This is a genomic window from Bacillus cereus group sp. MYBKT111-2 (genome assembly GCF_051915205.1).
In the GTDB taxonomy this organism is placed as follows: Bacteria; Bacillota; Bacilli; order Bacillales; family Bacillaceae_G; genus Bacillus_A; species Bacillus_A paranthracis.
The window spans coordinates 512509-536559 of sequence record NZ_JBQAEG010000003.1; the positions used below are offsets into that span (position 1 = coordinate 512509).

Below are 24051 nucleotides of genomic sequence, written 5' to 3' on the forward strand. Positions count from 1 at the left end.
TATGTTTCTAAATTTGAATAGTGTTCATGTTCCTTATGAATACTATTACCATAAAGTAAAGTGCTCTATTAGCGCTTTCTTTACAGTTCATACATACTATGAACTGCTCATCATGCAACTTACAAAAAAAGTTATAGAGGTGAAATAAAATGGGTAAAAGAAAAGCAAATCATACTATTTCAGGAATGAATGCAGCATCTGCACAAGGACAAGGTGCTGGTTATAACGAAGAGTTTGCAAATGAAAACTTAACTGCTGCAGAACGACAAAATAATAAGAAACGCAAAAAGAACCAGTAACGAAAAATCCCAAAAGGAACATTCACCTTTTGGGATTTTTTCTAATGTTTATAACGTAACAATTCAGAAACCGTTACAAATCGATAGCCCTGCTTTTTCAGTTCAGGTAATATTTTTGCTAGTGCTGCTACTGTTTGACTACGATTATTTCCTCCATCATGTAGCAATACTATATCGCCACTTTTAGCATGTTTCACTACATGATTTACAATGGATTCAACCCCTGGATTTGCCCAATCACGTGGATCTTGATGCCACGACCATAGAACCGTTTGATAACCAGCTTCTTTCGCTGTTTTAAATACAGCATCGTTAATATAACCGCCAGGAGGACGGAATAGCAAAGGCTCTTTCACCCATTTTTCGAAAAATTTCTTTCCATCTAAAATATCATTTTCTAATTTTTCATCCGATGAATTACTTGCATACAAATGGTTCATCGTATGATTTCCAATTTCATGCCCCTCTTTTAACACTTGTTTCACTAAATATGGATTACGCTGAACTCGAAATCCAATCATAAAAAATGTCGCTTCTGCTTTATATTGGCGCAATAAATTTAAAATTTGTGGTGTATAAGTTGGATCCGGTCCATCATCAAATGTAATAGCAATAATCTTTTCATTATTAGGTACTTCCCATGTTACATAGCCAGTTGGTTCTAGCTCTTTTCTGAGCAACATTTTCGCTTCCACTTTTTCAACTTGAAATATATGTACTGCACATAATAAAGAAAAAATGAGTAGAAAAACTTTCTGTTTTCGCATAATATTCGTTAAAGTAAGAGGTTGTCGAATACACAACAACCTCATTTACTTTTCTAATTGATCTACATGCTGCATAATATTTTGAAGATTATTTTCGTATTGCTCAAGTTGTGGGCGTTGTGTTTCCGAAGCTACTTCTAGTGCATTTTGAATCTGTTCATAGGCTTCCTGAACCTCTTGGCGTAATTCTTTTAAATCATGACCGTAGTTTGGATCATTTTTTACAATGTTGTTAAATGCATTTTCTGCTTGTGTAACACCTTGCTGCGCCGCTTGAAAAGCTTGTTGTTTATCTTTATGATATGGCATTATACAATCCCCTTTCCATAATAGTTAGTCCCAATTATCTTTACCTTTTTTTCTAAAAACATTCTCGTATAAATTTGCAAACTTCTCTCATTCTAAAGAGAAAGAGGAGGTGTCACATACAATGGGAAAAAACAATCGTGAAGCGAAAGAGAAAAAGGGACAACCTGAACCGTTAAGCGGATCTCATAAAGTAAAAAATCGTAACCATTCACGCCAAAAACATCATGCGCATCATGATATGTAACACAAAAAGTGCACACTAGCTACCTTTTCCACATACAATATTTATATTTTTCCATTTATTCTTCACCCCTACTTCATTCATGCATAACATAGTATGAATTGAGATTTTACGGAGGGTGTCTTACATGGGCAAGAAAAAGAAGGATTGTCTTTTTCATGTTGATGGTTTCGAAGAATGGATGGATCAGTTTTGTTCTGATTCTTGTAGCAACTTTAGTTTCCCAAATCAAATTCATATTGACCTTTGTGAAACGGAACAAGAATACATTTTGGAAACAGATGTACCAAATGTGACAGAACAAAATGTAGTCATTAAAAAGATGAAGACAGGCCTAAACATTTGCATACTTCATAAAAATATTTCTTTGCAGAGGATCATTCCTTTACCCGATAATATTATTTATAAAAAGATGCTAGCCTGCTTAGAGAATGGATATTTAGCCATTCATATTTCCAAAAACGAAGTAGCTCATAAACATGAGGAAAAAGTTCTTTTTCAAATTGAGAATTAAAATAAATACAAAAATAAGCCCCAGTCGTCTACTGGGGCTTATTTTATTTCGCATGTACTTCCATATTAGAATTTCTATCATATCTTTTTTTCAATAAACCTTTTGTAACTAAAAGTACAGGAAATGCTACAGTTGAAAATATAGCTAGCGCTGAAAAGACACTAAATCCATTTTGGTACCCGTAGTAATCGAGAAGTACGCCCCCAAACCATGGACCAATTACTGCTCCAATTCCTGAAAAGCCCATTGCTCCAAAGTACGTTCCTTTTAGATGCGCAACAGCTATATCATCAATAAATACATCCGTCATCGAAAACATTAAGACTTCTCCAATTGTAAAAATAATTGTGCAAATAGCAGCACCTAGCATAGATTCTACTATTCCAAATCCAAATAATCCCCCGCTCACAAATAAAGTTCCAACCATAATGGATGCTAATGGTGTATACTTTTTACACATTTGAATAACAGGATATTGAATTACGACTACAACAATCGCATTTAATACTAACATATATGAAAATAATTTCACTCCATCCTGGAATATATGTGCATTTGCAAAATATTGTGATACTGTCGTCGTTAAGTGAGAAAAACCACAATTACTCAAAATAATACCAACTAACGCAACTAAAAATACGACATCCTTTCGTAATATACGCAGCGCATTTAGCATTGTAACAGGCTTTTCTTTATTGATTTTCTTTTGTTCCACTGGATATTTCTTAAATTGGAACGCTAGTATAACTGTATATAGAATATATACTCCAGCTGCTACTAAAAAAGGAATTGTTGATTTTGCGCTTCCAATCTGTAATCCGACAAGTGGCCCAATCGCTACTCCAACATTGATTGCACCGTAACGCAAATTATATACGAGTAAACGATACTCTGGTTTCGTTAAATCTGATAATAACGCTCTTGACGTCGGTTCAAAAAAGGACCTACATAATCCATTTAAAGCATTTAATAAAAAGAAACTTAAAACATGATCTGCAAGTGAAAATCCTATGAATACAAATACCCAAACGATCATGGACCATATTAGAATCATATTTCGACCGAATCGATCAGATAAATTCCCTCCGATAAAACTAGCAAACACTCCAACAAGTGCACTCGTTCCAATAATAGCACCCGTCATTCCAGCTGATACGCCTTTAACAGTCGTTAAATAAATTGCTAAAAAAGGAATACTCATTGACGTGGCGAACCTCGCAAATAAAGTCCCGATTATAATTGTCATTCCTAACGGATGAATATTTTGTAACTTCCCCTTCATCTTAAAAACCTACTCTCCCTGTTATCACATAAAAAAAGAAAGCAAAGGATCTGCTTTCTTTTCCCTTTTTATACTTGAGCTGTTGATACCCGCGTTGTTCTCGTTATATCCATATCTATGCCATATGTAAACTGTAATTCTTTACAAACATCTTTAATTAAAATTGCGACATTATACTTTTCATTAAATTGTAAAACGATGTTTTCTACTTCTTCATATGTATACTTATATTCCCCTGTAATGACACTTTTTAAATCAAAGCATTCATTTATACAAAGTTGCACAAGTAGCTGGTCATATTTCTCTATTACATCTTCTTTCTTCCACAGTAACTCTTTTACATATAACCGATCAAACTTCACACTTTCGCGGTTACAATCCGTTAAAATCCGGGTCATTTCGTTTAACTCTCGATACAATTCAGAAATATTTTTGCTTAAACTAAGCAATTTATCTACGCCGTTTTCATACAACATATTCATTCCACCCCCGCATTTTCTTTTTCTTATTATAGCAAGAAAATTCTAAAAAAGGCTTCTTTCTTCTGAAATATTAGGAAACGAATTTCAATTGCTTTACAATGAAACTAGTTAATGCGAGAGGAGAAAGAAAATTGGAGCAAAAATTATATTACACTGACGCTTATAAGCAAGACTTTACTACAAAAGTTATAAAGCAAGATTATGATAAAGACGGTAACTTATACGTTATTTTAAACGAAACGGCATTTTACCCAACAGGTGGCGGGCAACCCCATGATACTGGAACTTTAAATGGCATTGCTGTACTTGGTGTTGAAGAAGTCGACGAAGAAATCCACCACTTCATTGCAGAACAATTACATACAGAAGAAGTAGAAGGTAAAATTAATTGGGAGCGTCGTTTTGATCATATGCAGCAACATGCAGCTCAGCACATTTTATCTGCTGCTTTTTGGGATTATTTTAACATACCTACTATTGGATTCCATCTTGGAAAAGAAATAGTAACAATCGATTTAGAAGCGGAAAATCTCCCTAATGAAACGGTTGAAAAAGCAGTGCAAATTGCGAACAATATTGTTTTTGAAAACCATCCAATTCTTATTAAATGGATGAACTTAGAAGAAGCGAAAACATTACCACTTCGCAAAGAACCGACTATGACAGAAAATATACGCGTTGTTATGATCGAAAACTTTGATTATAACGGCTGTGGTGGAACTCATCCGAAACGCACAGGTGAAGTAGGTCCTATTCAAGTACTAGGATGGGAACGCAATAGAGGTGGAATACGACTAACGTTTATCGCTGGCTGGCGCACACTTAAATTAATGGGACAACAACAACAAATTATGAAGGATGTTTCTAAACAATTAAACAGTAGCGAAGCTGATATTCCAGTAAAGGTAGCACAGCTTCTAACTTCTCAAAAAGAAACCGAAAAAGCTATGCAAACAATGAATGAAAAATTATTATATGCAGAGGCAAACGAACTACTTCAACAACCTACCAAAATACATGCTGGCATACTTATTTCTAAAGTGTTTACAAATCGTTCTATGCAAGAAATCGCAAAGCTATCCGCTATTATTACAGAACAACAAGAGCATGCCATTACATATTTCGTTATTGAAAACGAGGACAAATTACAATGTATTCTTGCTTGTGGAAAAACAGTCACGCTTGATATGAATGCTCTTTTAAAAGATGCACTTCCTGCAATTGAAGGAAAAGGTGGCGGAAATAAAAAAAGTGCTCGTGGCGGTGGGAAAGCGATTATGACTGGGGATGAGTTTTTAAATCAACTTGTTTCTTCTTTACAGTCAGCAGTGTAAAACATGTTATGAAGGATAGCGAACGGCTATCCTTCCACTATATTTACAGACCTATATTTTGTTTCAAACCTTGATAACTCCCTGCATTTACAAAACCTTCACTTATAAGATTGATAAAAGTTTCCGAAAAACCATAATAGCTTAAATCTTTAATTGGCACCATTTGCACATCATGAATCGGATTATGATCAAACTCGTTAGAAGGTAGCATAATTTCACCTTCAATCCTTTCAAGCAAAAACGTTATATGTAATAAAGACGGGCGTGCATCTGGTTTATCACAAACATAGAGTAGCTTCTGAATGTTAACTTCTAACCCTGTCTCTTCTCTCATTTCTCGAATCATTGCTTCCTCTAACATTTCACCATTCTCCACTCTTCCTCCAGGTAAAGACCAATTCCGATTAGCAATTTTTTGCTTTACTAGCAATACTTTTTCATCTTCAATTAAAATTCCAGTAACACGAACTTGCATTACATTTTCCATATGTAATCTCCTCTTCCCATTATATTTACAAATTAATCCTTCCATAAAAAGAACGTACGTTTTATAATTAAAGAAAAATATGGAAGAAAGAAGTTGTTACATTCATGCGTCCACCTTTAACAAAGTCTATATCACTTGAAGATTTCCAAAACTATTATTGGTTAAAAGAAGAACTGCAAACATTTTGTCGTGAGCATGGGTTGCCAGCTAGTGGCTCTAAGATTGAAATAGCCAATCGTATCTCCCATTATTTACATACTGGTAAAATATTAAAAAACAGCTCTGGTCCAAAAGCGAGTAAAACTTCCCTCTCTTATAAAGACCTTTCTCTTCAAACGATTATTACTAACAATCACCGCTGTAGCGAAGATGTTCGTGCTTTTTTTAAAGAAAAAATCGGAACAAAATTCCGCTTTACAGTAGCTCTTCAAAAGTTTTTTAAAGAGAATATTGGAAAAACATATGAAGATGCGATAACGTTTTGGTATGAAGAAAACGAACGAAAAAAAGACCCTACATATAAAACAACTATCAGCGCGCAGTTTGAATACAATCGTTTCACTCGCGACTTTTTCGAAGATCCAAATAACAAAGGAAAATCAAAAGCTGATGCGATCGCTGCTTGGAATGAAATAAAAGCAAAACCTGGTAGCAATGCTTATGTTCCTCAAAAAGTAGAAAACTAATAGCACTACTATCAAGACCTAAATCTAAAAAACTTTAAAAGATAATTAAATATTGAATAAGAATTATTTGTTATTCAAGTATGTAATCACCGATATTAAGCATTTATCTCTTATTTTGAATTTACATTTGTATAAATAGGAAATTGAGAAATAGATCTCAATTTCCTATTCAATTATTTAACTATCTCTTTTTCTTTCGGGAATAAAACTAGACAGGAAAATGGCAACAATTAATGCCAGACTGAAGTTTTCAGTAGTATCAACCTCTAAACCATTTTTCCATTGATATATAAAGGATATCAATAATATAAGTATAGCAATCCCCCCCGTATATCTTACTATTTCTCGCTTAGTTCCCGTTTCGTTTCGTTTCATATGTATCCCTCTTTCTTATTTATTAAGTAAGGTCTGCTGCATTGTATCTTCAGTGCCATCAATTTTTTTGTTCATATCATCTGAATTTGCTTAAATACTGTCTTTTTCATCCATTGTAAGACGTTTAAAGACATCATTATTTTCTTGAAATTAAATGATAACTTAATTTGTTCTTCTAACTCTCCATGTATATGCAATTTCTTTTGTAAGCCTAACTTACATTCTGTAGTTTGCTTCTTTTAATCTTTGGTACATAAATCGGATACTTTCGTTTCGATTTATCATATATCCGATAGCTAATGGCCCTAATGGTTCACCTATTCCTGCCTTCAAGTCTTGAATATTTATATCTTTTAAACGAACAAAATAATCATTATCAAAATCAATTGAATAAGTACCTCCTTACTGTTTGAATTTCTGTACTTAAAATATACATGTTCATTTATGTTAATAACAATTAGTAAAATTCCATTAAATTTTTAGCTAATTATCAATTGTTTTAAACTTGGTATTTTACTTATTTTGAAATATAGGAAAGTTGTACTCCCCTAACTAGATATTTGACGAAAGTAATGTACTTGAATGGAAGCGTTATAAACATATTAGTTTTACTGGCGTTAATTTCCTATTAGATCAATACATAAGAAAGCCCACTTAAGCGTAGCTTAAGTGGGGAGTTGACTGGATATTTTCAAGTACTTTGCTGACATTTTATAGGCACGATTATCATAAAAATAGTTTCCTAGTTCAGTAGCGAGTTCACGAACTAAAGGGTATTGCTTTTTTTCTAGGCCCATTTCAATAGCTTTTTGCATATTTTTCTCATATCCATGATTATCGCCCCTTAATTTGGATATTTTCCCCTTCAGTCCATATATTTCAACATATGCGTGTGGCATATCAGAAATTGATAACATTTCTAATGCATCATCCATCAGTTTATTAACAATTTTCCAGTCTTTAGATTCTATATAAATTTCTATTAAGTTTCTTACTGCGTATATTTTTTGAGCTTGATCTGGATAGAGATTGCTAGTCTGTAAACTTTTTTCATAGTATTTAATAGAATTGGTGTAATCTTTTAATCCTTGATATATTTTCCCATAATTATATGCAATCAAAGGTAAATACATGGGATTAGCACTAACCTCTGCTTTAATTTCTGCTTGTTTTAAAGATTCAAGAGCTTTCTCGGGTAGATTATCTTTTTGATATTGTAGTGCAATGATTATAAGAATGTTTATTACTTGATTTTCTACATTTAATTTTTCATACAATCTGTAGGCTTTTTTAGCATACAAACGACTAATCGTTTGATCTTTATAAAGACTTTGATTTGTTAGACTTAGATTATAATATATATCAGCGTGTAGCCTAGTTTCATCTAGACCAAGTAAACTCTCTGTCTGCATATAAATTTCATTTGCAGTCATATAGTCTTGTTTATTAGAAAAATAATAACCTCGAGCCATTAAATAATATATAAAGTCTTGAGTATACAGGGAGGCTACTTGATTTGGAAGTACTTGCGAAGCCTCATTTACAATCGTTGCTACATGTAATAAGTTATTATTTCGAGAATGGTAGTATATTAGAACACCATAGGCCTTTAATAATAAGAGAATAGAGTCTGTATCGCGAACATATAACTCTAAAGATGATAAGTCTTTAGAGTTTATAACATTATCATTTTTATACCTATTACATATTTCAAGAATCTTAGCTTCAATATCCTCATAATCTGCACCTACAAGAAAGTTGTAATCAATATCTAGATTTTTAGCGATTTTTTTTAAAACAGAATTTGAAGGTTTAATTTGTCCATTTTCAATTCTACTTAAATAAGTTATAGAACATACCCCTGATACTACTTCCCCTTGCGTGAATTCTTTATGTATACGTATTTGTCGAATCCGTTCACCAATGTTCATATCCCCATTCCTTTCTTCAAATAAACTGGTTTGATTATTTTAGAGCAATATAATAAGAATAACGCCTATATTATCTAGCATAATATGTGTATAGTTTTATGTTCAGAGAGAGAAATGTTGTTAATACTTATCTGGATGCATATCAAATTTGTATGCTCAATTTACTAATATCAGCTTTTCCACCTTCCACCCATATTACTACATTATACCAATAATCTGAGGCTCAAGCTTACAAATTCAACCTCAGGTAACCCCAAAATATAGAATAATATTTGTTTGTTTTATAGTTACTAAGAGCGGATATTAACTCATATATTGAACTAATTATCCCCTATTAATCATAGTACAGTTAATACCTCGCTAGTCTTCTACTTTCTCAAATAATAAAGCAAGCCCTATTCCGCCCCCTATTCCTAATGTCGTGATTCCATATTTTATACGCTCTCGTTTCGCCTGATAAAACAAACGTGTTACAAGCATAGCCCCAGATGCACCGTACGGATGGCCGAGTGCAATTGCACCACCATTTACATTTAATTTTTCATATGGAATTTGTAACTCCTTTGCACAAGCTACAACTTTTGAAGCAAATGCTTCATTTATTTCAAAATAATCGATGTCCTCTACTTTCATATTCCTTTCGTTTAGTAATTTGTTCACCGCAAATATTGGACCGGTCCCCGGAAGGTTGGGTTCCACTCCAACTACAGCACTACAAACGAAACGAAGAATAGGCTTGTATCCTAATTTTCGAGCTTGCCGCTCTTCCATTACAAGAACTGCACACGCCCCGTCGTTTACACCACATGAATTCCCTGCCGTTACTGTACCATTTTGTAGAAATGCGGGTTTAGTTCTTTTAATGATTCGTTCATAATTCATTTCTGGCTTTATAGACTCATCTAACAATCCATTAAAAGACAATATTTCATCATGTATATATCCTTTTTCTAACGCTTGCAGTGTTCGTTTGTAGCTGAGGCAAGCATACTCGTCTTGCATTTCTCTCGTGATGTTATAACGTTCTGCAACATATTCAGCCGCTACTCCCATATCAGGATCGCCTATTGTTTCTGGTGAAAATCGTGCTCTATTTTGAAAAGGTGACGTACTTGTACTCTCTACTCCTCCTGCAATATAACAATTACCTGCTCCGCCTTGAATAAAATGACATGCGGTGCGAATCGCTTCCAATCCGGCACCACATTGTCGGTCAATCGTTACACCCGGAATATGATGACTAAGCCCTGCTTCTAAAGCAGATAATCTCGCAACATTCCCTCCTGGCCCAACAACATTCCCTAATATGACATCGTCTATCGCTCTCTCCATTCCTTTACTTAAAAATGTAAGAAGCGGTGCTGCTAATTGCTGAACTTCATAGTCTTTTAACATCCCATTCTCCTTACCAATAGGTGTCCTTTTCGCTTCTACAATAACTGCTCTATTCATATATTTTCTCCTGATTTTCAATGATACTTTTTGCTTCCATACGAGCGATTTTTCCGCTATTTGTATACGGTATTTCATCTACAAAATGCCACTCTTTCGGTATTTTAAATGAGGATAATCGTTGTAAGCAAAAACTTTTTAATTGTTGCTTCGTAGCACTTCCTTTTACGATGGCGACAGGTTTTTCACCCCAGTAACTATCTTTCACACCAATTACAACTATTTCATCAACAGCTGGATGTTCATGTAATACACTTTCTATTTCTTCTGGGAAAATATTAATTCCTCCAAATAAAATCATATTCTTCTCTCTACCGACAATATAAATAAAGCCTTCTTCATCTTCATAACCTACATCTCGCACTGTCATCCAGCCATCTGCAGTCAACTCTGGAACTAAAACCCCATCTAATATGTATCCCATAAAAAACTGATCACTTTTCACATAAACAGTTCCTATCTCACCTTTCTGTACTTCTTCTCCTGCTTCATTACATATTCGCACTTGCACATTGTGGCAAGATTTCCCTACTGAATTTGGCCTTCTATTACTCTCTTCATCAACTAGCGCTGTTACAAAGCTTAACTCCGATGCACCGTAAAATTCGTATTTTTTCGCATTAGGGAATATACTCTTTATTTTTTCTTTCGCTTCAGCTTCCCATTTGGCTCCTGACGAAATAATTTTCATTTCATTTTCTATTACTCTGTTTTCTTTATATAAAGATTCAAGCATTGTAGGAACTGTATACATGACCGAAATACGTTCCGTTTCTAACTTATCCAGTACTTGATCTGGAATAAACTTTCTCATAATGTGTACCGTTTCTCCTACATATAATGCACTTATTGCACCATATAAAAAAAGAGAATGAACGAGCGTCCCAGCTATTAAAATAGAATCTTCTTCTTTCATATGAAAGTCATGTATATTACAATCGAAACTATGAACCCACGATTGTTGCGCACGTAAAAATGCTTTTGCCTTCCCAGTTGATCCTGACGTAAATCCCATATAAAAAGGAGCATGTTGTACATTTTCTACAGGATGATACGTAGGGAGATAGTCTCCTATCATTCTTTTCCATTCATCAATTTCAATTACCCTTTCTTCTTCATCCAATAGATCATTTAACTTATATTGCTCTGTCACAATCATATCCGGATTACTGATTGCTAGTCTTTCCTTTAGCTCATCCTTTTTCCATTTTATATCTAATGGCACACAAACCCATCCGGCCATAGCAGCACCAGCAAATAGTTGTAAAAACTCTATACTATTTTCTAATACAATCGCTATCGTTTTATTCTTTGACTCTTTTTCATTCAACCAATTTGCTACTTTACACACTGACTCAAACCACTCTTTATATGTTAAAACTCGATCATTTTCCTTTATTGCTATTTTATTAGCTTGTGAAGAGACATGCTGTTTATATTCTTTTGTAATCCCCATTTGAGACGTCCTTTCTTTACAAAATAACAAAAAGAAACACGTAATTAACGTGTTTCTTCTCTTTCTTATCCTGCATTTGTATATTTCCCACTCTTTAGAGCAGGCGTAATAATATGTTTCAATGAACGATGTAATTTCGTTACAAGAATTGCTGCTATAATCGCTTTTATACAATCACCTGGTAAAAATACGACACTTACTTTCATCGTTTCCCATACAGAAATATCCATTACGAAAGCTTGTACAATAATACCAAATACATAAACTACGAAAATACCACCAATTATATTAATACATAATACCTTTATTATAGAAACTTCACGTAAACGCTCAATTAAATAACCAATGACAAACGCTCCAACGATATAACCAAGTAAATATCCTGCACTTGGCCCAACAAATACACTAAGGCCACCGCGTCCACCAGCAAGTAATGGTGCTCCTACTCCTACAATAAGTAAGAAAATAAGCTGACTTAATGCACCTAGACGTGATCCTAACAACCCACCAGCAAGCATAACACCGAGTGATTGCAATGTAATTGGAACTGGTGTAATAGAAAGAGCAATTGGAGGTATTAACCCTAACACTCCCATAATAGAACTAAATAAAGCGACGAAAACTAAGTTTTTTGTATTCATATTTGCTTCTCCCATTTGTAAACTTAAAATTGTTTTTAGATAACATATCACAAAAATTATATTATCTTTCCGCCTTTCTTTTGTCAACCGTCAATTCATTTAAGTTTACAAATAAAAATTCACTTATTTCTCTCTATGCAAATGCTCAAGTTCTTTCCGAAGCGCTTGTTTTAAAAACTTCCCAACAGATGTTTTCGGTATTTCTTCCATAAATACAATATCGTCTGGTAACCACCACTTCGCAAACTGTGGTTTTAAAAACTCATATATTTCCTCTTTCGTAACTGTACTATTTTTCTTTTGAACGACGCAGGCAACAGGGCGCTCTTGCCACTGCGGATGAGGAACAGCAACGACAGCTGCTTCAAATATAGCATCATGTGCCATTAAAGCATTTTCAAGGTCTACTGAAGAAATCCACTCGCCTCCACTTTTAATCACATCTTTCGTACGGTCCACAATTTTCACGCAGCCTTCCTCGTCCACTGTGACAACATCACCAGTATATAACCACCCATCGCGAAAACCTTCGACAGTACGCTCATCGTTATAATAGCTTGCAGTGATCCACGGCGCTCGTAAACATAGTTCTCCCATCTCCGTACCATCCCACTTCACTTCACCATTTGTACCGACTACTTTCATCTCTACACCAGGGACAAGATACCCTTGCTTTGATCTAATTTCTAATTGCTCTTCATACGATAATTCTGTTTCATAACTTTTTAAACGTGCAAGTGTTACGAGTGGGCTTGTTTCGGTCATACCATATGCATGGATGAACGGAACATTATGTTTCTGTTCAAATGCTTTAATAACACTCTTCGGTGCAGCTGCACCACCACATAGTATTCTCGTCATACTAGATAAATCGTAACTATTATTTTCTAACTCTTGTAATACACCAAGCCAAATTGTCGGCACACCAGCAGCTAACGTCACTTTTTCAGCTTGAATCATTTCTAATAAAATTTTTGGCGTAAACATCGGTCCTGGAAGCACTTGTTTTGATCCAAACCAAGTAGCTGCGAAAGGTAGTCCCCAAGCATTCACATGGAACATCGGTACAATAGCCATCGCCGCATCACTTTCCGATAAAGCAGCTGTATCTGCTAAACCGAGTGCCATACAATGCAGTACAGTACTACGATGCGTATATACAACACCTTTTGGATTTCCTGTAGTCGCTGACGTATAACACATACCAGCAGGTGTATTTTCATCAATATCTTTTACAAATTGGAAATTTGGATCGCCTTCTTCTAATAGTTTTTCATAATGATATACAGGTTCTAGCGTAGTATTTGGAATTTCATCTTTATCAGTCATAATAATGTAAGCTTGTACAGTTGATAATTGTGATTGAATATTTTCAATGAGCGGTACGAGATCTTCATCAATAAGTAGAATTCGATCTTCTGCATGCTGAATAATGTATGAAATATGTTGAGGAGATAAACGAATATTAATTGTGTGCAAAACGGAAGCAATACCAGGAATAGCAAAATACGCTTCCACATGTCGATGATGATTCCACGCTAACGTTCCTATACGCTCGCCTTCTTTAATTCCTAATTTTTTTAACGCACTGGAAAGCCTTCTCGTTCTTTCACCTAACTGCTTATACGTTAATGTCGTAACTGTGTCATGTGTCCGTGAAACAATTTCTTTCTTCGAAAACAGTTTTTCTGCTCTTTCCATCATAGAACTAATTGTTAGCGGTACATTCATCATCATATTGGTTATATCCCCCTTTAAAGCGTTTTCATTTTTCGTTTATTATAACAGACTTCTACAAATAATCACGACATTTTTCTGTATTTTCTGAATTATTTCTTTGGAAATAATTCAGAAAATACTAAGAGAAGATATGCTAAAATTCCTTCTTACGATATATAAATACCGAAATAACAAAAGAAAAGATATATATGATAACGCCAAATATTGTATATAGAATGGAAGCATATAAAGATGAATTTAAATTTGATATTGGAAATTGTTCTATTAGATAGCCAATTACACTTTGTAATCCAAAATAAGTAACAAGTCCCCCGCATGCGCCTCCAATTGTAATAGCATCAGATTTTTCTGCTCCAAAAACATAGAGAAGTGGGTAGGCTATTGCTCCGGCATTAAGGATGATGAACGTCCCTAAAGAAACACTCTTAAATATCCCATCATCAATTGGTGTATCTGAAACGAAACTATGTATATAAAATATGCCATACGACAATAAAGTACCAATAATTACAACTAAAAAATAGAAAAGGTAATGACTTTGTACAATGTTATTTCTAGTAATCGGTAAAGTAAGTACATATTTTTCATAACCTGACTTACTCTCATATTTAATAACTTCAAGTGCAGGAATTGCAGCAAAAAAGATAATAAACGTAGCAATTAAACGGTACATTGAAGCATTACCAAAATAAAAAACGCATCCAGCTCCCAATATCGCTATTCCCATGAACATAAAGAAAGTTCGATACACTAGATAATAGTTTGTCAATAATAAACCTCTCATTTATTTTTCACTCCTCGTTAATAAGACACTTATTTCTTCTATCGAGATGGTTCTATGAGCAATACCACTTGGTAATTTATATATATCTGATACGAGTACATTGAAATATGAACCAAGTCTCCTTCTAGCCACAACTATATCTTTGTTAATTAAAGCTAATTGTTCTTCATCAACGTCTACAATGGAGTAACTTTTCAAAACTTTATCCTTTTCTTCGTTCAATAAAATTTCTCCATCTTTTATAATGATAAGATGGCTAGCTATTTTTTCTACATCACTCATAATATGAGAAGAAAGTAGTATACCACCATTACTTTTACTCACAAAACTTTTTAATTCCTCTAACACCTCTTCTCTAGATGAAGGATCGAGACCACCCGTCGCTTCATCTAGAATTAATAATTTTGCATTATGCGATAACGCAACAGCTATAGTTAGTTTCATGGACATTCCACGCGAGAATTTACCTACTTTCTCATTAGTAGGTAAAGAAAAAGTATGAACTAATCGATAAAAATTATCTTGATCCCAAGATTCAAACATCTTTTCAAAAACTTTGTTTAGTTGCTTTATCGTAAGATGAGCCGGTAGATTCATAGCATCAAATACGACTCCTATCTTTTCCTTAATCTTGGCATCTTTATTTATATTTTCTTCACCAAATATTTTTACTGTACCACTATCTTTAGAAATTAATTCTAGTACTGTTTTAAAGGTTGTTGATTTCCCTGCTCCATTGTCACCAATGAATCCAACAATTGATCCAGACGGCACATTGAAGGAAACATCTCTTAAAACAACTTTGTTTCCAAATGATTTACTTAAATTTTCAATTTCTAGAAGATTTGACATCATTACACTCCTATCTTAACTTTTCATAAAAGTATGTTTTCATTTATTAAAAATTATCCACTTTTTCTCTCACTTTCTTTTTCAGTTTAAAAATAAGACGATTACTATATTCTTTATTTTCTACTAAAATTCGATACGCCTCTAATACTCCTAACACACGAACAAAAAGATAAACTCCAATAGCAATAAGTACAACACAATAAGGGTGATACTGGACTAATTCTCCTGAAGTGATATGCTTTTTCTCAAATAAAAAAGGTAGCGCTCCTGCTGCTATAAAACAAAATCCAACAATCATTACTGCAGCATACTTTTTCTTAATAATCGCATATCTTTTTGTGAATTCTTTTAGAAAGTTTTGATCAAATAATAGTTCTTCCTTTTTCAATACATTGTATCGACTCTCTTCTATCGTTACAGGTACCATCATCGCTCCAATTCCAAGAACAGCAACAATAATGACAAGGAATGTCGACATTGTTGCATTTTCTTTAAATAATAAATACGGTATTGTAGATAAAATGAGTAAACTAAATCCTAGCGCTATATATTTAGAAATTTTTTGTCCATACGCTACATACCCTTCTGCCATTTCCTTGCTTACGTAATAACCATTTTCCTTTTCGTTACTTTGTTCAGCATTTTCTTTTAATAAGTAATCAAGAGATACTTCGAATACATTTCCAATCATTATTAATTTTTCAGTTTCAGGAAACCCTTGACCATTTTCCCATTTACTAACTGCTTGCCTTGTTGTGTTTAATTTCTCAGCTAATGCTTCTTGAGAAAGGCCCTTTTCCTTTCTTAATTTAAAAAGCTTTTCACCAAATCCCATATGTGTGTGTCCCCCTTTGTTTTCTTACCTAAATTGTATGTAAACATTGCCTTTATCTCTATCTTCCTGCGGTTGCACTTTGTCAACTTACGGTTGCGATTGTGTTATATAGCGGTTTTTCATACGATTTAGCTAGTTTTCTTCTACGATTATGACATTAATAAAACATTTCATTCCAATAACAAATTATAACAATTAAAGGTAATTATTGTTACAAAAAAATAAAAACTCCCTTATTCATTTAAAGGAGTTTTCGATATGAAATATTCCAAGAAGGGCTAATTTTCTTTCTCATATTAATTCACAATTTCTTCTATATATTTTTGTATGTTGTGCAACGATTAATAAGCATCCCACACAGTATATGTTGTCATCTCTTTATATAAGGCATATTCATATATATGTAAAATATTACTCCTATTAGCTTCTTTAATAAAAACACTTTTCAATAATCATAACGGCTTCTGCTTAAACTTTTCATAATGTCGTACTTTTAATAAAAGGACATTCCCGCAATCTGTACAAATATAAGCATCTACTGGTGAAGATGTGAACATCGTCTCCTTTTTCCGTATTTGTGCATAACCGACAAACTCCCCTTCTCCTATATTTTGAGAACCACAATGAGAGCATGTCTGCACGTCTTTCTGTTTCATGAGAGCACCACCTTTAATCTGTTTCTACTCCCTTCGACAGTTCACTTCCATTTCCCTTCCAAAAAACCTCTTATTCTCTTACATTTCAACAGGAATCTCAGAACAAACATCGTATATGTACTATGAAATATATTTATTGACGGGGGAATCTCATGAGTACAATTATGACAATCAATACCGCACAAGAAATTGAAAACGCAGAAATACATATGCTTTCTTCTAGATTAGCACTATTACAAGCAATGGACGGAAATCCAATGCAGGTACAAGTGAAAAAGTTCGGTAGTGCCACTGCCTTTTCATCAAAAGTAATTGCTGGTCCTGCTTTTAATACAGTAAAAGGCGTTACCTTTACAAATACAGATGAGATAGATGCGATTCTCTCTTATTATCAATCACTACAAATTCCTTGCCGTTTTGAAATTACACCAGCGCAAGGTACAGCTGAACTATTTCAATACTTATCTCAAAAAGGTTTTTATCAATCTAGCTTCCATACCGCTTTATATAGTACACCGCGAGAAGATCCGTCCCTTCTTCCTTCTAACATTTCAGTACGCAAACTAAAAGAAAATGAGTTTGATGTTTTTGCAGACATATATGTACGTGGATTTAACATGCCATCCTTTACAAAAGATGGCGTGCGCCAAAATAACGAAATTCTCCACAATAAACCAGGATGGCATTTTTTCATAGCTGAAGTTCAAAACATTCCTGCGGGCATTGGTGTCCTGTATATAAATAAGGGTGTCGCATCATTAGCTGCTTCTGCTACTTTGCCAGAATTTCAGCGTAAAGGTTGTCACACTGCATTAATTCAAAAACGAATTGAGACAGCTATTGAATCCAATTGTCATTTAATAGTCGGACAAGCAAGATTCGGTAGCAGCAGTCAAAATAATATGGAACGTGCCCATATGAAGATCGCTTATACAAAATCAATCTGGACCGCCAAAAACATATAATTAACATCCTTTCTCTTCTCATTACAACTTTATACACTTTATGACAATTCCTTTTCAACTCTATTAATCATTTGAATATTCAAACTAAATCTGTTACGCTATTGCTAGATACATCATTCAACTTGCAATATGAAAAGAGAATTCTAATCAAACTACAAGGAGGAGAAATGTATGACTAAACATGATCATGGTTTAAAAGAAAAAGTAGAAGGTGCTATTGATAAAGTAAAAGGCGAAGTAAAAGAAGTTGTCGGGAAAGTAACTGACAATAAGAAATTACAAGCTGAAGGAAAATGGGATAAGGTAAAAGGCACTGCTAAAGATACGGTTGGTAATGTGAAAGAAAAAGTACATGAATACAAAGAGCATAAAGAAAATAAATAAAAAAGAACAAAGATGTATGATTGTTTGCCCATAAAATCATTTTAAAACGACAAAAAGATGCCTGAAGGCATCTTTTTGTCTATAAACAACTCTTTTACATCTTACTTTGTGAAATTTGGTTTTAGGCCACCTGTATACGGTTCGTGCTCAACAAAGATTTTTATATCTTTTCCATTCGCATCTTTCCCCATTCTTGTATACGTAAATTTCTCTTTATTTAATTCTGTAAGTTCAAGAACTGCACCGTATTTATTATTTCCTAACGAAACGTGAGCTCTTATTTTATTACCATGTACAACATCAAAGAAACCGTAATCTCCACGACTTTCTCCTGTATTCACATTGAAAAACTCGTATTTATTTGTATTTTTATCGTATTTTGCTAGACTGATTAAGTTTGAGTTATATTTTGTTACATCATTACCTTGTTCGTCTAATACCACAGTTCCGTTCCATAGTGTACTAGATAAAATTTCATCTCCATCAACATCTTTAACTATTTTACCTGTCGAGCTTTCTAAATTTTTATCAGGCCACGTGAAAGAAAGTTCTTTTTCATGGTACGGAATATGTTCAACAAACACCTCTACATCGTTCCCTTTTACATCTTTCCCCATTCTTTTATATGTAAATTTCTCCTTATCTAATTGCGTTAATTCAACAACTGCTTGATAATTTTGCGTTTCAGAAATTAACACTCTTTTCTTTCCATCATTCGTTATAAAAAAGGTACCGCTATCATTACGACTCTCTCCTGTATTTGCATTAAAAAATTCATACCTTGCCGTTTTAGCATCATATTTTGCAAGCCCGATGAAATTTTGATTTTCTTTCGTTACATCATTATGATCTTTGTCATAGACTTTTGTCCCTTGCCAATTTGTTTCACCAAGTATGCTAGCTAGTAGTTGCCCTTTCGTTTGTTTAGTTTGATTAGTTTCTTGTATTGCATTATATAAAAATTGTGCGTACTGTTCACGCGTCACATCCATACTTGGAGCAAATTTCCCTCCTCCTACTCCTTTTGCAATATTATTTGTTTGAACAGCACTAATTGCATTTCTTGCCCATGAGTTCGTTGAAACGTCATTAAAAGTATGATCACTCTTTGCCTTTAAATGAAAAGCATTTGTAAGAACTTGTGCCATTTCTGCACGCGTTAAGGAAGCCTTCGGTCTAAAGTTCCCATGCTCGTCACCCTTAAAAACGCCCATTTCTGTTAAAGACAAAATCTCCTTTATATAACTTGTCGAATCTTCACTTACGTCTCCATATGGGTTCTGATAATTTTTGTCTTCTGCCAAATTAAAATAACGATATAGTAAAGCTGCAACTTGTTCGCGTGTCACGTTATCTCCAAAACCAAATCTTCCATCATCATAGCCGAAAATGATTTTCTCGTCTGTTAATTGCTGAATCGCCTCATATGCCCAGTGCCCCTTTGGAACATCTTTAAATACACCAGTATGATTCGTTTTTGGTGTAATCTCTTCTGCTTTCACCACTCCAGTCGTTTCACTTAATAGACTTCCACCTAAAACTGCTGATATGATACATGTTTTTAAAATTGTTTTATTCATAGCTTCCCAAACCCTTCCTTCATTTAACAAAGAATTACACCACTTTTCTTTCAAAAGAAGATTCTATGTGCGCAATTTATGTTATAAATTTTGATTACAGCTAATGGAATACAAAGTGTTACACATTCAAATTTCTTATTTATAGTATCAATAGCTGCTATATATAGGAATTATAAATAACAACTATAAATTGCCCATAAACAAATTATTAAAAAAAGATAAAATTAAGATAATATATTTTTAATCTCAACTTTTTTATAAAAAAACGTTCCTTTTGGCAAAAAAGATGGCTTGAAATTAAAAGTTCATTCTATTTTTTTGTTTATGTTATCATGATAAAAGAAAGAATATTTCGAAATAAAAAAACTTGAATTTGGGCAGAAATGAGGAAAAGAAATTGAATATTGAGCAACAATTATATGATGTGGTGAAACAGTTAATTGAACAAAGATATCCAAACGATTGGGGTGGAGCCGCAGCAATTCGTGTAGAAGATGGAACAATTTATACAAGCGTTGCTCCGGATGTAATAAATGCTTCAACTGAACTTTGTATGGAAACAGGTGCAATTTTAGAAGCTCATAAATTTCAAAAGAAAGTTACACATTCTATTTGTCTTGCGAGAGAAAATGAGCATTCTGAATTAAAGGTACTCTCGCCTTGTGGTGTATGCCAAGAACGTTTATTTTATTGGGGACCAGAAGTACAGTGTGCGATTACAAATGCTAAACAAGATATTATTTTTAAACCTTTAAAAGAGTTGCAACCATATCATTGGACAGAAGCATATCATGATGAAATGGCAAAAGAATGGAGTACGAGATAGAGGAATAAGTTTCATTATTTTCCTGATGACAATAAAAAAATGTCACGGCCTTTTCCAAATAAAACATCGGAAAAGGCCGTGACATAACACTTATTTTATAATTAGAGAAAGTTTACTTCCCTTCACTTTTTTCTAACACATACAAATCTTCTTCAATATTAGATAGTTTCTCTGTTACAAGCTTTCTAGCATCTCCAATTGCTTGATTGTATGCAAAAGGTCCTACTAATTTAATCATTTCTTCTATTAAACGTTCTGCTTGAAAACGCCCAATTTCATCTAAATCTTCTTCAACGAAAAATTGCTGAATTTGTGCTACAAGCTCTTCTTTTTTATCATTTGGTATTTTTATATTCATCATCATTTATTACTCCTCTATATGTAAGATAGTATGTTTCTTAACTCTACCATAGAAAAACGCTTTCCAGGACAACTTTTTGTAACGCCTTCTAGCTCCCTATGACCGAGTATATTTTCTTTCTTTATAGCAAACCGATTCATAAACATTTTACATAAAGAATATAATGCATTCATTTGTGCGGTAGTTGGATCATATTTATCAAAATTACCCGTCATACATATTCCAATTGTATCTCTATTATGATCTTTCGCATGTGCTCCAATATGTAAACCACGTCCTTCGACTACAGTTCCATCTTCTTCAATAAAATAATTGTAACCGATCCCGCTCCACCCTCTTACTTTTTGATGAAATTCATGTGTTTTATACACATCCCATCCATCTTCGGATGTATGGTGAATAATCAGTTTGTTTACTTTTTCTAAAGGAACTAATTCATCTTGAAATGCTAAATTTACACATTTAATTTCCATTTGAATATCCCCCTTAAAAATCAATCATCATAATTGTTTTATCATCTGGTCGTATTCTCTTTTCCCCTTCTAACTCTTCAATAATTGCTACATATTCATTTATACTATTCTTTCTTATATATGCAACAGTTTGTTCGAGTGGCCAATCTGGGTGGAATAATCCGTCTGAACAAATAAAAATCCCACTCACTTCATCTACATGTAATTCCCCATGCTGCAAATAATGAATTGCTTCTTTCATTCCATTCGCAACGGAATATCCCCCCTTCACATTTGCAAGATAACGATTGTATTTTAACTGTTCTCGCACATCTTGAAAAACATGTTCTTCTGGTACAGATAACCCTTTTTTACGATCTTCTTCTCTTTTCTTTTTTGCTCGTTTACTAATTCCTTCAACCGTATCTTTCGTTAATACTTGCATCGTTCCTTTTCGAAATATTGCGACAATCATACAGTCCCCTAACTGTGCGTATTCAATTTTCTCACCAACTATTTGGACTGCCGCGATACATGTGCACCACAAATGCTCTTTCTTTCTCGTATCTACTCCATATGCTAACATTTTTCTTTGCAATGCTTCATTTGCTTTTGCAACTGCAACTTGTAAACTATGATTTTCGCGGAATGAATTAAAATAACTTGCAAATAAATGTGAAGCGATGTATGCTCCATTATGTCCCTTTTCATCACGAAACGGGACAAGTGGTGTTGCACCGTCACATACACCATAAATCTTTTTTTCTTCATTACAAAAATAAGAATCCTCACATTCTTGCTTCAACGGGCTTTTCTGTTGATATGTTTTTATCTTCACAACTGTATCCCCTTTCAAATGGTAAAATACTCAAATTCTTTTGATTAATCTAATTTTCCGAAATAAACTGTTTTTACCCAAAACTTTCAATATCATATATAATCTTGAAATAATATGAATTTTTCAGTGAAGGACGGGAAAGAGATGGTCAGATTTCTTGGTGTTATTATTGGTTCTATTATTATTGCGATTGCCTTTAATCTTTTCCTTATCCCCCACAAAATTTTAAGTAGTGGAATTGGCGGAATTGCTATTATTTTAGGGATTGTAACTCCTGTAAACACAGGTATTATTAACTTTGTATTAAACTTACCTATCCTTATTTTAGGATACATAGGTCTTGGAAAAAAAGTCATTTTTAACACGATTGTCTCTGTTATTGTATTATCTGTTGCATTATACTATGTTCCAGTGAAAGTCGTAGCAACAGATCCACTTTTATCATCTATCTTTGGTGGTGTTATTGCCGGAGCTGGTATCGGTCTTGTTTTTAACTGTAATGGATCAACTGGTGGATTTGATATTATCGGTATGTTGTTATCTCGCAAAAGAGATATTAAACTTGGCGGATTCCTTATTGTTTTAAATGCAGTCGTTGTAATCATTGCAGGATTCTTCTTCACTTGGGATGTTGCTCTTACAAGCTTACTTTCGATTTATGTAACTGGTAAAGTTATTGATGCTATTCATACGAAACATCGGAAGGTTACACTTATGATTGTAACAAATGAAGCAGAAAAAATGAAAAAACAACTTCTTTCAACTGTTGTACGTGGCATTACATTACTTGATGGCGAAGGTGCTTATTCTAGCGAAAAGAAACGTGTACTTATGACAGTCGTTTCTCGTGAAGAATTAGCAAGTATGAAATTAACAATTTCTGAAATTGACCCTCATGCATTCGTTAACATTACAGAAACAGTTGAAGTATTAGGATTGTTTAGAAAAGGTTAAAAAACTAGGTGGATTTCCACCTAGTTTTTATTTTCCATAAATTCAATTCGATTTCCGAACGGATCTGACACATAAAATCGAATTACATCTGGTCGTGCATGATCATCTATTACTTCAATACCTTGCTTTATTAACTCTTGTTTAAATTCATCTATTTTTAAAACATAAAAAGCTGGATGCGCCTTTTTAGCTGGATTGAAGTTTTGCTCAACTCCGATATGAATCTCTTGATTTCCACACTTAAACCAGCACCCACCGCGCTTCTTTAATTCCTCTGGCTTTGGGATTTCCTCCATACCAATTTTATTACTATAAAACTCTCGCGCTTCTTCTTCACACCCTACAGGCGCAGCTACTTGTACATGATCGATCCCTTGAATATAAGTTCTCATTTTCTCTCCCCCTCTTCTACCCTAATGTTATAAGGAAAACCTACTCCTGTAACTTACAAATGATTTATAAAACAATATAAGCTCCCCTTATTACCACCCTATACGTACTTTTCCAAAATAAAGAAAACAAAATTTATTATATAACTTCCATTTTTTATAGAAATACACATTACATC

29 protein-coding genes and 2 pseudogenes are annotated in these 24051 nt (G+C 33.8%); 9 read left to right on the plus strand and 22 right to left on the minus strand.

Annotated elements, in window-relative coordinates; all coding sequences use genetic code 11:
* The first annotated feature begins 149 nt into the window (after positions 1-149).
* Positions 150-299 carry an acid-soluble spore protein SspO gene (gene sspO / locus ACTFNE_RS11365; protein ID WP_000518051.1) on the plus strand — a complete coding sequence of 50 codons (150 nt, stop codon included), beginning with the start codon at positions 150-152 and terminating at the stop codon, positions 297-299.
* 41 nt (positions 300-340) lie between these two features.
* Here the strand turns inward: sspO and pdaB are convergent, their stop codons facing one another.
* Together pdaB and ACTFNE_RS11375 are read right to left on the minus strand one after the other, a co-directional pair.
* Entirely contained in the window at positions 341-1066 is a 726-nt protein-coding gene (pdaB, locus tag ACTFNE_RS11370; protein ID WP_046199008.1) for a polysaccharide deacetylase family sporulation protein PdaB, read from the minus strand.
* 45 nt (positions 1067-1111) lie between these two features.
* Positions 1112-1375, minus strand: coding sequence for a hypothetical protein (locus tag ACTFNE_RS11375; protein WP_001146294.1), 264 nt, complete (start codon positions 1373-1375; stop codon positions 1112-1114).
* A 121-nt stretch (positions 1376-1496) separates the two neighbouring features.
* On the opposite strand from ACTFNE_RS11375, the gene ACTFNE_RS11380 reads away from it, so the two are divergent.
* Positions 1497-1619 carry a small acid-soluble spore protein P gene (locus ACTFNE_RS11380; RefSeq protein WP_000517649.1) on the plus strand — a complete coding sequence of 41 codons (123 nt, stop codon included), beginning with the start codon at positions 1497-1499 and terminating at the stop codon, positions 1617-1619.
* A gap of 124 nt (positions 1620-1743) precedes the next feature.
* On the plus strand, positions 1744-2130 hold the full coding sequence (locus ACTFNE_RS11385; RefSeq protein WP_000516745.1) for an Hsp20/alpha crystallin family protein: 387 nt from the start codon (positions 1744-1746) through the stop codon (positions 2128-2130).
* Between the two features lie 43 nt (positions 2131-2173).
* Here the strand turns inward: ACTFNE_RS11385 and ACTFNE_RS11390 are convergent, their stop codons facing one another.
* Both ACTFNE_RS11390 and ACTFNE_RS11395 read right to left on the minus strand, forming a co-directional pair.
* On the minus strand, positions 2174-3412 hold the full coding sequence (locus ACTFNE_RS11390; protein WP_270704980.1) for an MDR family MFS transporter: 1239 nt from the start codon (positions 3410-3412) through the stop codon (positions 2174-2176).
* Between the two features lie 68 nt (positions 3413-3480).
* The gene (locus ACTFNE_RS11395) at positions 3481-3888 is read right to left on the minus strand and encodes a hypothetical protein (protein ID WP_000965134.1); all 408 of its coding nucleotides are present in this window, start codon (positions 3886-3888) and stop codon (positions 3481-3483) included.
* A 137-nt stretch (positions 3889-4025) separates the two neighbouring features.
* Between ACTFNE_RS11395 and ACTFNE_RS11400 the strand changes: the two genes are divergently transcribed.
* Complete coding sequence (locus ACTFNE_RS11400; protein WP_270704979.1) at positions 4026-5228, plus strand: alanyl-tRNA editing protein; 1203 nt, start codon at positions 4026-4028, stop codon at positions 5226-5228.
* 43 nt (positions 5229-5271) lie between these two features.
* On the opposite strand, the gene ACTFNE_RS11405 is transcribed toward ACTFNE_RS11400, so the two are convergent.
* Positions 5272-5715 carry an NUDIX hydrolase gene (locus ACTFNE_RS11405; protein WP_000432557.1) on the minus strand — a complete coding sequence of 148 codons (444 nt, stop codon included), beginning with the start codon at positions 5713-5715 and terminating at the stop codon, positions 5272-5274.
* A gap of 104 nt (positions 5716-5819) precedes the next feature.
* Between ACTFNE_RS11405 and ACTFNE_RS11410 the strand changes: the two genes are divergently transcribed.
* Entirely contained in the window at positions 5820-6401 is a 582-nt protein-coding gene (locus ACTFNE_RS11410) for a DUF6434 domain-containing protein (RefSeq protein WP_001247754.1), read from the plus strand.
* A 177-nt stretch (positions 6402-6578) separates the two neighbouring features.
* On the opposite strand, the gene ACTFNE_RS11415 is transcribed toward ACTFNE_RS11410, so the two are convergent.
* The 12 genes and pseudogenes from ACTFNE_RS11415 to ACTFNE_RS11470 form a co-directional block, all read right to left on the minus strand.
* Complete coding sequence (locus tag ACTFNE_RS11415) at positions 6579-6776, minus strand: hypothetical protein (protein ID WP_270704978.1); 198 nt, start codon at positions 6774-6776, stop codon at positions 6579-6581.
* 71 nt (positions 6777-6847) lie between these two features.
* Positions 6848-7175: pseudogene (locus ACTFNE_RS11420) on the minus strand (hypothetical protein); the annotation flags it as partial.
* A 266-nt stretch (positions 7176-7441) separates the two neighbouring features.
* Entirely contained in the window at positions 7442-8707 is a 1266-nt protein-coding gene (locus tag ACTFNE_RS11425) for a helix-turn-helix domain-containing protein (RefSeq protein ID WP_088023433.1), read from the minus strand.
* Between the two features lie 360 nt (positions 8708-9067).
* Entirely contained in the window at positions 9068-10159 is a 1092-nt protein-coding gene (locus ACTFNE_RS11430) for an acetyl-CoA C-acyltransferase (RefSeq protein WP_270704976.1), read from the minus strand.
* Positions 10152-11615, minus strand: coding sequence for an acyl-CoA synthetase (locus ACTFNE_RS11435; protein ID WP_270704975.1), 1464 nt, complete (start codon positions 11613-11615; stop codon positions 10152-10154). Before ACTFNE_RS11435 ends, ACTFNE_RS11430 begins: the two co-directional genes overlap by 8 nt.
* 65 nt (positions 11616-11680) lie before the next feature.
* On the minus strand, positions 11681-12256 hold the full coding sequence (locus tag ACTFNE_RS11440) for a biotin transporter BioY (RefSeq protein ID WP_270704974.1): 576 nt from the start codon (positions 12254-12256) through the stop codon (positions 11681-11683).
* Between the two features lie 123 nt (positions 12257-12379).
* Entirely contained in the window at positions 12380-13993 is a 1614-nt protein-coding gene (locus ACTFNE_RS11445) for a long-chain fatty acid--CoA ligase (protein WP_270704973.1), read from the minus strand.
* A gap of 136 nt (positions 13994-14129) precedes the next feature.
* A complete protein-coding gene (locus ACTFNE_RS11450; RefSeq protein WP_046198967.1) occupies positions 14130-14780 on the minus strand; it encodes an ABC-2 transporter permease in 651 nt (216 codons plus the stop codon).
* Entirely contained in the window at positions 14781-15632 is an 852-nt protein-coding gene (locus ACTFNE_RS11455; RefSeq protein ID WP_000067330.1) for an ABC transporter ATP-binding protein, read from the minus strand.
* Between the two features lie 46 nt (positions 15633-15678).
* Complete coding sequence (locus tag ACTFNE_RS11460) at positions 15679-16467, minus strand: helix-turn-helix domain-containing protein (protein ID WP_270704971.1); 789 nt, start codon at positions 16465-16467, stop codon at positions 15679-15681.
* A 344-nt stretch (positions 16468-16811) separates the two neighbouring features.
* A pseudogene (locus tag ACTFNE_RS11465) lies at positions 16812-16916 on the minus strand (GNAT family N-acetyltransferase); the annotation flags it as partial.
* A gap of 3 nt (positions 16917-16919) precedes the next feature.
* A complete protein-coding gene (locus tag ACTFNE_RS11470; RefSeq protein ID WP_046198969.1) occupies positions 16920-17123 on the minus strand; it encodes a hypothetical protein in 204 nt (67 codons plus the stop codon).
* A gap of 152 nt (positions 17124-17275) precedes the next feature.
* On the opposite strand from ACTFNE_RS11470, the gene ACTFNE_RS11475 reads away from it, so the two are divergent.
* Both ACTFNE_RS11475 and ACTFNE_RS11480 read left to right on the plus strand, forming a co-directional pair.
* Positions 17276-18088 carry a GNAT family N-acetyltransferase gene (locus ACTFNE_RS11475; protein ID WP_000104265.1) on the plus strand — a complete coding sequence of 271 codons (813 nt, stop codon included), beginning with the start codon at positions 17276-17278 and terminating at the stop codon, positions 18086-18088.
* 171 nt (positions 18089-18259) lie between these two features.
* Positions 18260-18472 (plus strand): CsbD family protein, encoded by a 213-nt coding sequence (locus ACTFNE_RS11480; RefSeq protein WP_000160409.1) that lies wholly within the window; start codon positions 18260-18262, stop codon positions 18470-18472.
* A gap of 101 nt (positions 18473-18573) precedes the next feature.
* Here ACTFNE_RS11480 and ACTFNE_RS11485 read toward each other — a convergent pair whose 3' ends face one another.
* On the minus strand, positions 18574-20052 hold the full coding sequence (locus tag ACTFNE_RS11485) for a DUF4822 domain-containing protein (protein WP_270704970.1): 1479 nt from the start codon (positions 20050-20052) through the stop codon (positions 18574-18576).
* Positions 20053-20449: 397 nt separating this feature from the next.
* Here ACTFNE_RS11485 and ACTFNE_RS11490 point away from each other — a divergent pair, with 397 nt between their 5' ends.
* The gene (locus ACTFNE_RS11490; RefSeq protein ID WP_017560432.1) at positions 20450-20878 is read left to right on the plus strand and encodes a cytidine deaminase; all 429 of its coding nucleotides are present in this window, start codon (positions 20450-20452) and stop codon (positions 20876-20878) included.
* Between the two features lie 112 nt (positions 20879-20990).
* Here the strand turns inward: ACTFNE_RS11490 and ACTFNE_RS11495 are convergent, their stop codons facing one another.
* The 3 genes from ACTFNE_RS11495 to ACTFNE_RS11505 are packed head-to-tail and all read right to left on the minus strand — an operon-like array spanning position 20991 to position 22547.
* Entirely contained in the window at positions 20991-21242 is a 252-nt protein-coding gene (locus tag ACTFNE_RS11495) for a DUF2164 domain-containing protein (RefSeq protein WP_001983516.1), read from the minus strand.
* A gap of 11 nt (positions 21243-21253) precedes the next feature.
* On the minus strand, positions 21254-21712 hold the full coding sequence (locus ACTFNE_RS11500; RefSeq protein ID WP_000402952.1) for a peptidoglycan recognition protein family protein: 459 nt from the start codon (positions 21710-21712) through the stop codon (positions 21254-21256).
* Between the two features lie 13 nt (positions 21713-21725).
* Positions 21726-22547 carry a protein phosphatase 2C domain-containing protein gene (locus ACTFNE_RS11505; RefSeq protein ID WP_046198971.1) on the minus strand — a complete coding sequence of 274 codons (822 nt, stop codon included), beginning with the start codon at positions 22545-22547 and terminating at the stop codon, positions 21726-21728.
* Between the two features lie 126 nt (positions 22548-22673).
* Here ACTFNE_RS11505 and ACTFNE_RS11510 point away from each other — a divergent pair, with 126 nt between their 5' ends.
* The gene (locus tag ACTFNE_RS11510; RefSeq protein ID WP_000251338.1) at positions 22674-23483 is read left to right on the plus strand and encodes a YitT family protein; all 810 of its coding nucleotides are present in this window, start codon (positions 22674-22676) and stop codon (positions 23481-23483) included.
* Between the two features lie 20 nt (positions 23484-23503).
* Here ACTFNE_RS11510 and ACTFNE_RS11515 read toward each other — a convergent pair whose 3' ends face one another.
* Complete coding sequence (locus tag ACTFNE_RS11515; protein WP_270704969.1) at positions 23504-23875, minus strand: VOC family protein; 372 nt, start codon at positions 23873-23875, stop codon at positions 23504-23506.
* Positions 23876-24051: the final 176 nt, after the last annotated feature.